This is a genomic window from Enterobacter sp. 01-M-02-SI-ECC, assembly GCF_047530595.1.
Lineage (GTDB): Bacteria > Pseudomonadota > Gammaproteobacteria > Enterobacterales > Enterobacteriaceae > Enterobacter > Enterobacter cloacae_M.
Genome location: NZ_JBLKCZ010000003.1, coordinates 328,236 through 340,901, shown reverse-complemented (window position 1 = coordinate 340,901; position 12,666 = coordinate 328,236). Strand labels below are relative to the sequence as shown.

Annotated in this window: 12 protein-coding genes and 2 tRNA genes; all 14 read right to left on the bottom strand. The window is 52.9% G+C overall.

Annotated elements, in window-relative coordinates; translation table 11 throughout:
• Position 1: 1 nt before the first annotated feature.
• Positions 2-77, bottom strand: a tRNA-Val gene (locus ACMWLG_RS07280).
• Between the two features lie 126 nt (positions 78-203).
• Positions 204-279 (bottom strand) — tRNA-Lys (locus ACMWLG_RS07275).
• A 161-nt stretch (positions 280-440) separates the two neighbouring features.
• A complete protein-coding gene (cpoB, locus tag ACMWLG_RS07270) occupies positions 441-1,235 on the bottom strand; it encodes a cell division protein CpoB (protein ID WP_023310799.1) in 795 nt (264 codons plus the stop codon).
• Positions 1,236-1,244: 9 nt separating this feature from the next.
• Positions 1,245-1,766: a peptidoglycan-associated lipoprotein Pal gene (pal, locus tag ACMWLG_RS07265; RefSeq protein WP_003858578.1), complete on the bottom strand. Its 522-nt coding sequence runs from the start codon at positions 1,764-1,766 to the stop codon at positions 1,245-1,247.
• Between the two features lie 35 nt (positions 1,767-1,801).
• Positions 1,802-3,094, bottom strand: coding sequence for a Tol-Pal system beta propeller repeat protein TolB (gene tolB / locus ACMWLG_RS07260; protein ID WP_013097529.1), 1,293 nt, complete (start codon positions 3,092-3,094; stop codon positions 1,802-1,804).
• 134 nt (positions 3,095-3,228) lie between these two features.
• Positions 3,229-4,500, bottom strand: a complete 1,272-nt coding sequence (gene tolA, locus ACMWLG_RS07255) for a cell envelope integrity protein TolA (protein WP_045402223.1) — start codon at positions 4,498-4,500, stop codon at positions 3,229-3,231.
• 28 nt (positions 4,501-4,528) lie between these two features.
• The gene (tolR, locus tag ACMWLG_RS07250; RefSeq protein ID WP_003858589.1) at positions 4,529-4,957 is read right to left on the bottom strand and encodes a colicin uptake protein TolR; all 429 of its coding nucleotides are present in this window, start codon (positions 4,955-4,957) and stop codon (positions 4,529-4,531) included.
• Positions 4,958-4,960: 3 nt separating this feature from the next.
• Positions 4,961-5,653, bottom strand: a complete 693-nt coding sequence (gene tolQ, locus ACMWLG_RS07245; RefSeq protein ID WP_008501101.1) for a Tol-Pal system protein TolQ — start codon at positions 5,651-5,653, stop codon at positions 4,961-4,963.
• Complete coding sequence (gene ybgC / locus ACMWLG_RS07240; RefSeq protein WP_003858593.1) at positions 5,650-6,054, bottom strand: tol-pal system-associated acyl-CoA thioesterase; 405 nt, start codon at positions 6,052-6,054, stop codon at positions 5,650-5,652. Before ybgC ends, tolQ begins: the two co-directional genes overlap by 4 nt.
• A 148-nt stretch (positions 6,055-6,202) precedes the next feature.
• Positions 6,203-6,493 carry a cyd operon protein YbgE gene (ybgE, locus tag ACMWLG_RS07235; RefSeq protein ID WP_045402221.1) on the bottom strand — a complete coding sequence of 97 codons (291 nt, stop codon included), beginning with the start codon at positions 6,491-6,493 and terminating at the stop codon, positions 6,203-6,205.
• Positions 6,493-6,606 (bottom strand): cytochrome bd-I oxidase subunit CydX, encoded by a 114-nt coding sequence (gene cydX, locus ACMWLG_RS07230; protein ID WP_003858598.1) that lies wholly within the window; start codon positions 6,604-6,606, stop codon positions 6,493-6,495. Before cydX ends, ybgE begins: the two co-directional genes overlap by 1 nt.
• A gap of 14 nt (positions 6,607-6,620) precedes the next feature.
• Positions 6,621-7,760, bottom strand: coding sequence for a cytochrome d ubiquinol oxidase subunit II (cydB, locus tag ACMWLG_RS07225; RefSeq protein ID WP_023334940.1), 1,140 nt, complete (start codon positions 7,758-7,760; stop codon positions 6,621-6,623).
• A 15-nt stretch (positions 7,761-7,775) separates the two neighbouring features.
• Positions 7,776-9,344 (bottom strand): cytochrome ubiquinol oxidase subunit I, encoded by a 1,569-nt coding sequence (cydA, locus tag ACMWLG_RS07220; RefSeq protein ID WP_023310795.1) that lies wholly within the window; start codon positions 9,342-9,344, stop codon positions 7,776-7,778.
• 680 nt (positions 9,345-10,024) lie between these two features.
• Positions 10,025-12,655, bottom strand: a complete 2,631-nt coding sequence (gene mngB / locus ACMWLG_RS07215) for a mannosylglycerate hydrolase (RefSeq protein WP_045402218.1) — start codon at positions 12,653-12,655, stop codon at positions 10,025-10,027.
• Between the last annotated feature and the right edge of the window lie 11 nt (positions 12,656-12,666).

Sequence of the window (12,666 nt, the reverse complement as noted above, 5' to 3'; positions counted from 1 at the left end):
GTGGTGGGTGATGACGGGCTCGAACCGCCGACCCCCTCCGTGTAAAGGAGATGCTCTACCAACTGAGCTAATCACCCACTCTGTACTGCCGATATGCGTTAAGTGGTGGGTCGTGCAGGATGACTCGGCTTCGCCTCGCCCTACGGGCCGTTGCTGACGCAACGTTATCCTTCACGTTTTACTACTACTTCCACCTGACTTAGTGGTGGGTCGTGCAGGATTCGAACCTGCGACCAATTGATTAAAAGTCAACTGCTCTACCAACTGAGCTAACGACCCACTTTTACGCTGTTTTCACGTTGTTTGATATCCCGTGGCAACGGCGGCATATATTACTGATTTAAGAATTCAGCGCAACAAAAATTTCGATGAAGATCACTTAACTGCTTACGAATCATGCTGCACGACCAGAAATAACGCGATTTCTGGTCATGCGATAATCATCCCATCGAATTCAGACGTTTTTGCGCCTGCTTAGCACCTTCGGTACCCGGGAATTTGGAGACTACCTGCTGGTAAACCGCTTTAGCTTTCGCAGTGTCGCCTTTGTCCTGCATGATGACGCCCACTTTGTACATCGCATCAGGCGCTTTTGGCGATTTCGGGTAGTTTTTTACCACGGAGGCAAAATAAAACGCCGCATCGTCCTTTTTACCCTTGTTGTAATTCAGCTGACCGAGCCAGTAATTCGCATTTGGCTGATAAGTGGAATCAGGGTATTTCTTAACAAAGTTCTGAAACGCAGCAAGCGCGTCATCCTGACGAGATTGATCCTGCACCAGGGCAATGGCCGCGTTGTAGTCCGTATTCGCGTCACCGCTCTGTACAGGCGCACCTGTTGAAGCAGAAGCATCCGCAGCCGGAGCTGATGTCGCCGCACCGGTCTGATCGCCCGCGGCTGGCTGTGCTTGTGCTGCTGCACCACCGCTGCTCAGGCTATCCATCTGCAGCAAAATCTGCTTCTGACGTTCCACAACCTGGTTCAACTGATACTGGCTTTCCTGAATCTGGCCGCGGAGAGAGTCAATATCGTTTTGGTTATCGGAAAGTTGTTGCTGGAGTTGGGTTAAAAGCTGGCTGTGAGCGTTAGAAATACGCTCGAGTTGAGTGACCCGGTCTTCTACCGAGCCTGAGCCGACACTACTGATTGGTGCCTGAGCAAAAGCGGCCCAGGGGGCCGCTATTCCAACCAGTAACGACAGACTCAACAGATGATGTCTGAAGTTACTGCTCATGCAATTCTCTTAGTAAACCAGTACGGCACGACGGTTTTTGGAGTAAGCCGCTTCGTCGTGACCCAGTACTGCAGGTTTTTCTTTACCGTAAGAAACGATGGAGATCTGGTCAGCAGAAACGCCTTTACCCTGCAGGTACATTTTAACAGCGTTAGCACGACGTTCACCCAGGGAGATGTTGTACTCTGGAGTACCACGTTCGTCCGCGTGACCTTCTACGGTGACTTTGTAAGATGGGTTGCTACGCAGGAAGTTAGCGTGAGCATCCAGCATGGCAGCGAAGTCAGAACGGATGTCGTATTTATCCAGATCGAAGTAAACGATGTTGTTCTGCTGCAGCTGCTGCATCTGAAGACGCGCTTGCTCTTCAGAAGACATGTTGCCATTGCCGTTCGCGTCCATACCGGTGCCGGCACCCATCATGCCTTCGCCGCTCTGGTCATTGCTGGCGTTCTTGTTAGAAGAACACGCTGCGATTGCCATTACAGGCAGAGCGATCATCAGCCCCTTCAGCACTTTGTTCAGTTGCATTTCTATGATTCCTTTAGTAATCAATTAATTATTATTTACAGATACGGCGACCAGGCAGGTGATTTTACCTGTCCATCAGTTGCCGGAATACGCGCTTTGAAACGCCCATCTGTAGAAACCAGATTCAGCACAGATCCCATCCCCTGAGAAGAGCTGTAGATTACCATCGTGCCGTTAGGTGCCAGACTTGGCGTTTCATCCAGGAACGTTGACGACAGAACTTGAACGCCACCCGCTACCAGATCTTGTTTGGCAATGTGCTGCTGCCCACCGTTGGAGCTCACCATTACCATAAATTTACCGTCGCTGCTCACGTCTGCGTTCTGGTTCTGCGAACCTTCCCAGGTAATACGCTGCGGAGCACCGCCGTTGATGTTGACTTTGTAAATTTGTGGACGGCCAGCCTGGTCAGAGGTAAACGCCAGGTTTTGACTGTCCGGGAACCATGAAGGTTCGGTGTTGTTGCTGCGACCGTCGGTCACCTGACGAATCTGGCCAGAGCCAATGTCCATCACGTACAGGTTCAGGCTACCGGTTTTTGACAGCGCAAACGCCAGTTTGGACCCGTCCGGAGAGAAGGAAGGCGCACCGTTGTGACGTGGGAAAGAGGCCACCTGACGAACAGCACCGTTTGCCAGCGTCTGGATAACCAGCGCTGAACGACCGCTTTCGAAGGTTACATAGGCCAGTTTAGAACCGTCCGGAGACCAGGCTGGAGACATCAGCGGCTGAGAAGAACGTTTCACCAGGAACTGGTTGTAGCCGTCGTAGTCAGATACGCGCAGCTCATACGGGAACTGACCACCGTTGGTCTGAACCACATAAGCAATACGGGTACGGAACGCCCCTTTAATGCCGGTCAGTTTTTCAAATACCGCATCGCTGGCAGCGTGTGCCGCGTAGCGCAGGTACTGCTTAGTGACCTTGTAAGAGTTCTGTGCCAGAACGGTACCCGGTGCACCGCCGGTATCGACCAGCTGCCAGGCCACGTTGTAAGAGCCGTCCGGGTTAGGCGTAACCTGACCCACAACCACGGCATCAATACCCAGTGCAGACCATGCTGCAGGCTGTACTTCCTGCGCGCTGCCCGGCTGCTGCGGCAGACGAGAACGATCTAACGGGTTGAATTTACCGCTGTTACGCAGGTCAGCCGCCACGATGCCACCGGCATCTTCAGGTGCAGCGCCAGGACCGGCCCACTGGAACGGAACAACACCGATTGGGCGTGCCGAGTCCACCCCCTGGGTGATCTCGATACGTACTTCTGCGTGCAGTACTGCTGCCCACAGCATTAAAAAACTAAATGCTACACGTAATGCCTGCTTCATCATATCTCCCTTATCCGGGTAACCTTACCCACGATAATTTAGCAGAATGTTAACAAACTCAAATAGACAAAACTACCAGAACCCTGTGACTAAACCTGGTCTATTTTTCCCCGTTTGCACGGGGAAAATGTAACTTAAGGTTTGAAGTCCAGCGGCGCATTTTTGAAGACTTCGTAAACTGCCTGAGACGGCGGTTTAGGCATCTTCGCCTGACGCGCTGCAGCCAGGGCCGCAGTACATAAAGCCGGGTCGCCACCTTCAGACTTAATATCCAGCAGCATGCCGTCCGGAGCCAGTTTTATACGCAACGTACACGTTTTACCGGTATAGGAAGACGCATCATAGAATCGGCTTTCAATAGCGGATTTAATCTGCGCGGCATAACCGTTGATTTCAGCCCCTGTCGCACCGTTACTCTTAGTGTTACCACTTCCCGTCGGCGCTGCGTTGTTTCCTTTCGCCCCACCGCCCGTTTTCGGTGCATTCTTACCGGAGCTCAAATCGCCCAGCAGATCGTCAACCCCTGCGGCGGCAGCGGCTTTTTCAGCAGCAGCGGCCTTTTTGGCAGCCGCTTTATCAGCAGCAGCTTTCTTATCGGCAGCGGCCTTCTCAGCTGCAGCTTTCTTATCGGCAGCAGCCTTCTCAGCTGCAGCTTTCTTATCGGCAGCAGCCTTCTCAGCTGCAGCTTTTTTATCGGCAGCGGCTTTTTCAGCGGCGGCAGCTTTTTCTGCAGCCGCTTTCTCAGCCGCAGCCGCTTTCTTCGCGGCCTCGGCAGCAGCTTTCTTCTCTGCTTCCTGAGCGGCTTTTTTCGCGGCTTCCGCTTCGGCTTTCTTCTGAGCATCAGCTGCGGCTTTCTTCGCGGCTTCCGCTTCAGCTTTCTTCTGGGCATCAGCAGCGGCTTTCTTCGCCGCTTCTGCCGCTAATTTTGCCTGGGCATCAGCCTGTGCTTTCGCGTCCGCTGCGGCTTTTGCTGCCGCCTCTTCCGCCTGCTTTTGCTGTTCCTGGGCTTTTTTCGCGGCCTCTTCGGCTTGCTTCTGCTGTTCCGCCTGCTCTTTCGCAGCTTCCTGCGCCTGCAAACGCTCCTTCTCAAGCTGCTTCAGACGCTCCTGCTCTGCGGCCTGCTTTTCACGCAGTTCTTCCGCCTGCTGTTGCGACTGTTTTTCACGCTGCTCTTCAGCCCGTTTGGCACTCGCCTTCTGCTGTTGTTCGCGATTATAGTTCTGTACTACCGCACCGGGATCCACCATCACGGCGTCAATGGAAGACCCTCCACCGCCGCCGGCTGATGCATCAATATGCTCGTCGAACGAACTCCAGATCAGCGCTGCAAAGAGAATCACGTGCAGCACTGCGGAGACGATTATCGCTCGCTTAAGCTTGTCGTTCTGTTCGGTTGCCTTTGACACTATCGGTTCCCAAAAACTACGCGGATGATCAAATAGGTTGGGTCATTAAGCCAACTGACTTAACACCCGCACTATGTAGCAAGTTCAGCGCTTTAATAATTTCATCGTAGGGTACGTCTTTCGCGCCACCGATTAAGAAGACCGTTTTCGGATTTGACTCGAGGCGACGCTGCGCTTCAGCAATAACCTGCTCAGGCGGCAGCTGATCCATACGATCTTTCTCTACCACGACGCTGTATTGCCCTACGCCGGAAACCTCAATGATAACCGGAGGATCGTCATTGGTGCTCACCGCCTGTGATTCTGTCGCATCCGGCAGATCCACTTCCACACTCTGGGTAATGATTGGCGCTGTCGCCATGAAGATCAGCAGCAGTACCAGCAGGACGTCCAGCAGTGGAACGATATTGATTTCGGACTTGAGCTCGCGACGACCTCGTCCACGCGATCTGGCCATGGTTTACCCCTTGTTGCTCTCGGTGCTGGTAAACGCCTGACGGTGCAGAATCGCAGTGAACTCTTCCATAAAGTTGTCGTAGTTCAGTTCCAGTTTGTTCACGCGCTGGTTCAGACGGTTGTAAGCCATAACCGCAGGAATTGCCGCAAACAGACCGATAGCGGTCGCAATCAGTGCTTCAGCGATACCCGGTGCAACCATCTGCAACGTTGCCTGCTTCACCGCGCCCAGCGCGATAAAGGCGTGCATAATCCCCCACACGGTACCAAACAGGCCGATATACGGGCTGATGGAACCAACAGTGCCGAGGAATGGAATATGCGTTTCGAGATTTTCCAGCTCGCGGTTCATAGAGATGCGCATCGCACGCGAGGCACCTTCTACCACCGCTTCCGGAGCATGATTGTTTGCACGATGCAGACGAGCAAACTCTTTGAAACCGCTATAAAAAATTTGCTCGGAGCCTGTAAGGTTTTCACGGCGTCCCTGGCTTTCCTGATACAGACGAGAAAGCTCAATACCCGACCAGAACTTATCTTCAAACGCTTCAGCTTCACGGCCAGCGGCATTGAGGATACGCGTTCTCTGGATGATGATGGCCCAGGATGCGATTGAAAAACCAATCAAAATCAACATGATAAGTTTAACCAGAAGGCTTGCCTTCAGGAACAAATCAAGGATATTCATGTCAGTCACTGCTTAAACTCCGCGACAATAGACTTAGGAAGCGCACGAGGCTTCATTATGGTTGGATCAACACAAACAATCAGCACTTCAGCTGAGTTCAGTACGGTATTCTCTGCGTTGACTATCCGCTGCGTGAAAACCAGTGAGGTCCCGCGCATTGATGTAATTTCAGTTTGGACTTCGAGCATATCGTCGAGTCTGGCAGGCGCAAAATACTCAAGCGTCATCTTGCGTACCACGAAGGCAACTCGCTCAGCCAACAGCACCTGTTGACTAAAGTGATGATGGCGCAGCATCTCTGTGCGTGCCCGTTCATAAAAAGCAACGTAGCTGGCGTGGTAAACCACACCACCGGCATCGGTATCTTCGTAATAGACACGAACCGGCCATCGAAACAGCGTTGTATTCACTTTACATCCCGGTAATGCAACAAAAGTTAATGCTTTTAAACTTCGCTACTATACGCGCGGGAAAGAGGGTTGGGAATGGGAGAAAGTAAACGGAGAGTAAATTTTTATGGGCTCGGGTAAGCCCATAACGTTAACGGACATTTCTTATTCAGAAGAAGAAGAAAATCAAACCGGCGAGAAGCACCAGCTCGGCAATCAGCGGGCAGAAAATTCCCTGCCAGTGAACGGCTTTCGGACGAAAGCCCACGCCGTGGATCACACCTGCACACACCGCCCACATAATGAGGAAGCCGTGCCAGATTTCAAGCTCGCTGGTTTTCGCTGCAAAGCGCGAAGGGTCCCAGAAGATACAACCTGCCAGCAGTAATGCCATCACTAAAGAAAGCGCCCGTAACGGGCGCTTGTCCATTACCGCGTAAAGCGTCGCGATAATATTCATCAGTGTTTTTCTTCACCCGCTTTGGTCGCTTCGACGTGCTCAAGCGCCAGGGCAGTGATGACACCAAATGCACAGGCAAGAAGCGTCCCTAAAATCCATGCGAAATACCACATATTCAGCTCCTTACTTAGTACATAGAGTGGGTGTTGCTTTCGATATGTTCTTTAGTGATACGACCGAACATTTTCCAGTAACACCAGATGGTGTAGGCCAGAACAATCGGAACGAACACGCAAGCAACATACGTCATCAGGTTCAGCGTCATATGGCTGGACGTTGCGTCCCACATGGTCAGGCTAGCATTCAGCATGGTGCTGGATGGCATGACGAATGGGAACATCGCGATACCCGATGTCAGGATGATGCACGCCAGGGTCAGTGATGAGAACACGAACGCCAGCGCGCCTTTCTCCAGACGAGACGTCAACACGGTCAGCAGCGGCAGCAATACGCCCAGAGCCGGGATAGCCCACAGCGCAGGGGTATTGTTAAAGTTCACCAGCCATGCACCTGCCTGACGCGCCACTTCTTTGGTCAGCGGATTAGACGGCGCAGTATGGTTGATTGCAGACGTCACCACGTAGCCATCGATGCCGTACACCACCCACACACCGGCCAGTGCAAAGCAGACCAGCGTGACCAGCGCAGCGACCTGAGCCGTCGCGCGCGAACGCAGGTGCAGTTCACCAACCGTACGCATCTGCAGATAGGTTGCGCCCTGAGTGATGATCATCGCCACGCTCACCACGCCGGCCAGCAGGCCAAACGGATTCAGCAGCTGGAAGAAGTTACCGGTGTAGTAAAGACGCATGTATTCGTCCAGGTGGAACGGTACGCCCTGCAGCAGGTTACCGAACGCCACGCCGATCACCAGCGGTGGAACGAAGCTACCGATGAAGATGCCCCAGTCCCACATGTTGCGCCAGCGGGTGTCTTCAATCTTGGAACGGTAGTCGAAACCAACCGGACGGAAGAATAAAGAGGCCAGCACCAGAATCATCGCCACGTAGAAGCCGGAGAACGCAGCCGCGTAGACCATCGGCCAGGCAGCGAACAGCGCGCCGCCAGCGGTGATCAGCCACACCTGGTTACCGTCCCAGTGAGGGGCGATGGAGTTGATCATGATTCGACGCTCAGTGTCATTACGACCGAGGAAACGGGTGAGCATCCCCACCCCCATGTCGAAACCATCCGTGACGGCGAAACCGATCAGCAGAACGCCGATCAACAGCCACCAGATAAAACGCAATACTTCATAATCGATCATTTGATGACTCCTGTCTTAGCGTGCCGGCTGAGTAGTCGCAGTGGACTGCTCGTAGTGATAGCGACCGGTTTTCAGGCTGCTTGGGCCAAGGCGCGCGAACTTGAACATCAGGAACAGTTCAGCCACCAGGAACAGGGTGTACAGACCACAGATCAGCAGCATGGAGAAGATCAGGTCGCCCGCTGTCAGGGACGAGTTAGCTACCGCCGTTGGCAGTACCTCACCAATCGCCCATGGCTGACGGCCGTACTCCGCAACAAACCAGCCGGATTCGATCGCGATCCACGGCAGTGGAATACCGTACAGCGCGGTGCGCAGCAGCCATTTTTTCTCGCCGATGCGGTTGCGAATCACGGACCAGAAGGACGCCGCAATGATCAGCAGCATGATGATGCCGCAGCCCACCATGATACGGAATGCGAAGTACAGTGGCGCAACGCGTGGAATCGAGTCTTTGGTTGCCATCTGGATCTGCGCTTCTGTCGCATCAGAAACGTTCGGGGTATAACGCTTCAGCAGCAAACCGTAACCCAGATCTTTCTTCACGTTGTTGAACTGGTCGCGAACGGCCTGGTCGGTAGAACCGGCACGCAGCTGTTCCAGCAGCGAGTAGGCTTTCATACCGTTACGGATACGCTCTTCGTGCTGAACCATCAGCTCTTTAAGACCTGTCACCTGCTTATCAACAGAACGGGTGGCGATGATACCCAGCGCGTAAGGGATCTGAATGGCGAAGCGGTTTTCCTGCGCGTCCTGATCGGGAATGCCGAACAGCGTAAAGGCAGCAGGCGCCGGTTGGGTTTCCCATTCGGCTTCGATGGCAGCCAGTTTGGTTTTCTGCACGTCACCCATTTCGTAACCGGATTCATCACCCAGAACGATAACAGAGAGGATTGCTGCCATACCGAAGCTTGCAGCGATAGCAAAGGAGCGCTTAGCAAACGCGAAGTCACGACCGCGCAGCATGTAGTAAGAGCTGATGCCCAGTACAAACATCGCACCGCACACGTAGCCAGAGGCGACGGTGTGAACGAATTTAACCTGCGCAACCGGGTTCAGGACCAGCTCGGCAAAGCTGACCATCTCCATACGCATAGTTTCGAAGTTGAAATCAGACGCGATAGGGTTCTGCATCCAGCCATTCGCCACCAGGATCCACAGCGCGGACAGGTTCGAACCTAATGCCACCAGCCAGGTCACCGCCATATGCTGGACTTTACCCAGACGGTCCCAGCCGAAGAAGAACAGACCTACAAAGGTGGATTCGAGGAAGAATGCCATCAGACCTTCAATGGCCAGCGGCGCACCGAAGATATCCCCGACATAGTGGGAATAGTAAGACCAGTTAGTCCCGAACTGGAACTCCATGGTCAAACCGGTTGCCACGCCCAGTGCGAAGTTGATACCAAACAACTTGCCCCAGAACTTGGTCATATCTTTATAAATCTGTTTGCCGGAGAGAACGTATACCGTTTCCATAATGGCCAGCAGGAACGCCATACCGAGCGTCAGTGGCACAAACAGGAAGTGGTACATCGCGGTCAAGGCAAACTGTAAGCGCGACAGTTCGACTATATCTAACATCATGACTCCTTGCTCATCGCATGAAGACTCCGAGAGTGAACCCCGTCAGAGAGAGATCCACACGCATGCCCCAATACAAATTATTCGCATCCTTGTCGTCGTTATTACCCTGAAGAAGGATAAAAACGATGACGTGAGGTTACAAATACGTTAATAAAAAACTCAAATTGATCCCGCAAATATAATACGCTGCAAAACCCTTACAATAAACAGGTTTTTATTGAATCACATTTACGTTTTTCGACGGCGATCAATTTATAGCAAAATTACCACTTTTCGGCCATTTTGATCGGGGATCAATTTAGCGCTTTTCGACACCTTTTTCCAAGGATTAAACTTTGATTTAAATCAAAAACAAACCTTGATGTTAACTATGTTTAATCGTGGTAAGAATGGTAAAAACCATGTTAATGATATGTGCATGTAAAGATGTGATTGGTTATCGAAGACGAAAAAAAATATAAACAGAAGTGATTTTAATTAACGCGAAACAAAAGCCTCATTTCGATGCGCGGCAAACAATAAAGCACAGTCAGGCCGGGTTATTTTTCCATGGCATTTATGCAACCCTTCGTAATTACATTTATTTTACTTTTACCCCCCCCTAACTTAACACCGCGGAGTGACTATTAATGAAAAAGGCCGCAAACAGTGCAGCCTTTTAATGATATCAGCGGTTCTCAGGCAAGAAGAAGGCTAAAGGTTCGCGACTGTCCCGGTTTGAACGCCCCGACAATGCCTTCGTCTTCACCGTGGTCCTTCAGCCGTTCATTCATGTCCGTTTCGCAGCACCGCTTCACCCCCGGATTGACGGCTAGCGTCGCGTCACATGCTCTGGACTGCGAAGGGTTGAACAGACGAAGAATGAGCTCATCGCGATCTTCCGCTTTTTTGATCGCACTGAGTACGCATCCCGTTGGCGAAAGCGCTAACAGGCTGTAACTTTCCGGCGTGGTCAACGAGGCGCGATTCAGCTTCATTGCATCCCAGGGGATCTTGTTATAACACTGCACCGGCGTTAACCACGATTGAGCCTGCTGCGCGACACCCGCGTTTTCCGGCGAGCCGCTGAAGCTGAAGAGGCTAAAGCGACAGCTTAGCGGACCACGCACCTGAGAGTCCGGGACCGGCATTTTGATACCGGATGGTCTGCCGGGGCGCAGGAGCAGATCTTCTTTGCCGAGTACCCCCACGCCGCGCAGCAAGGTCAGAGCAAATGCTTTTTGTTCATCGCCCACGACTTCAAATTCACGCAGCCCCTCGGTAAATAGCGCAAGCCCGTTTCGTTTTTCCTGCAATACGGCGTAGTTAAGTAAATTCCAGACGGGAACCGGCGCTTCTTTCCACCCCTCCTCCCGCCAGTTTTCCATCGCCGCGTCCTGCACCGGGCGAGTGATCGAGCCAAACTGCGTATCCGCTAACACTTCCTCTGTCATAAACGGCGTTGGGATCAGCACGCGAACGCGGTGGTCGTTGGCCTGATTATCCAGGCGCACCGCCACGTCAATGCGTCTGCTGTTATGGCTTAGCGTAATCTCAAATTCAGCGTCGAGATAGCCGTTTCGCTGGCGCGCCGCGCGTTCGGCCAGGTTCGCCGGAACGGCTATTCGATGGCGGATAACCGCCCTGCTCTGCCAGCCTTCATGCGTAACCTCAAATTCATGCTCGCCCTGCGTGGAAGTGAGTCTCCACTCTTCCCGCGAAGGTGAGTAGTCGTACTCATCGCCATCATCCGAGCTCTCTTCGATTTCCAGCACGCGGTCATAAACAAGCCCGGTTTCTTTGTCGCGCAGGCGCAGCGTACCGTCGTCATTTAAGTCAATCTGCCAGAAGGCGTTTTCAAGTAAGGATGCGGTATTTACCCCCGGAGAGAGCACCTTCCCGGCCACGTTAGGTTCGATAAACAGCGTACGGTAGCCCATCGCCGGCAGTATCTGGCTGAGCTGAATATCAAACTCCATAAACGGTTCGTAATTGCCGTAGTGAACAATCTGCCGGTCAATGAGGCCCGGGTCTAGGTCGCGCGCGCTGCGAATGAAATACGGGATCTCATTGCCTTTGTCATCCCGCAGACGGAACTGGCTGGCGCGCAGTCGAATCGTGGTGTTCATCACCTCTTCACGCGGCCAGGGCATCAGGTTGAACATCACCAGCTTATCGGCGTCGCTTTGCGGCATGTTGTCGACAATCTTGCGCATAAAGAAACGCGCCAGGTTATCTGCCATGTCCTCAGCCAGTTCAAAGCGGGAGACAATCTCGCGATGCACCTTGTCGCTGCAGCAGCAGCCGATGCTGTCGTGAGCGTGGTTTTTCAGGATCTCTTTCCACATTTTCTCCAGCAAGCCGTGGTGATAGTCGAAGCCCAGCGTCCAGGCAAGCGTCGCCAGCGGCTCAAGGATATTGACAATTTTGTTCTCAATACGCGCATGGGCGATTTTGATATCCATGCGCGTGGAGCCGATGGTCCGGTGCACGCGCATGTATTTCCCGTCGATAAACTCACCTTTTAAGGTTGCCAGGTCATCGCGGTGCGCGTCGATGCGATCAAAGACCTCCTCAAACCGGCTCATCACAAATTGACGCTGCGGATAGATTTCACGAAGCTTATCCATCACCGCGAAAATGTTCTGCTGCAGCGGCATCTGGTCGTGGCCGTTGGGCAGCAAAATCGCTTTGGTGACGGACGCCTTTTCCAGAACCTCAAAATAGCTGTCGAGCCGTTTTCGCAGCCCCGCTTCGTCCTCCGGTAAGTACTTACCAATCGCGTAGCCCAGCGGCAGCACCTGTGCCGTCACTTCACTGCCGTCCTGGCTCTGCCAGAGAAATTCGGTTTTATCGGTCCCGTGGCGTTCAGAACAGCCGCGCCAGAACATCGTGCGGGTAATGCCAAACCCGTTATAGATATGCGGAAGCTGGCAGGACATGCCAAACGAATCCGGCAGATAGCCGATTTTCATCGGCTCGCCGAAGGCCATACAATCCCGGATGCCGTACATCAGGTTGCGGACAATCGACTCGCCGCTCACAATCGTGGTATCGGTCTGGGTATACCAGGGGCCGATAATCAGTTTTCCACGTTCGACAAGCGCCTTCACGCGAGAGCGGTTTTCGGGCACAACGGCAAAATAATCCTCCAGCACCGCCGTCTGTCCATCGAGGACGTAGTATTTGTACTCATCATCCTGCTCCAGACGGGTCAGGATCTCTTCCATATTATTGACCAGAAGAATACGCGACTCTTCGGTGGTGAAGTACCACTCACGGTCCCAGTGCATATGCGGCGTGATATGAACGCGAGATACAGCTTTCATCTTCGTTTCCT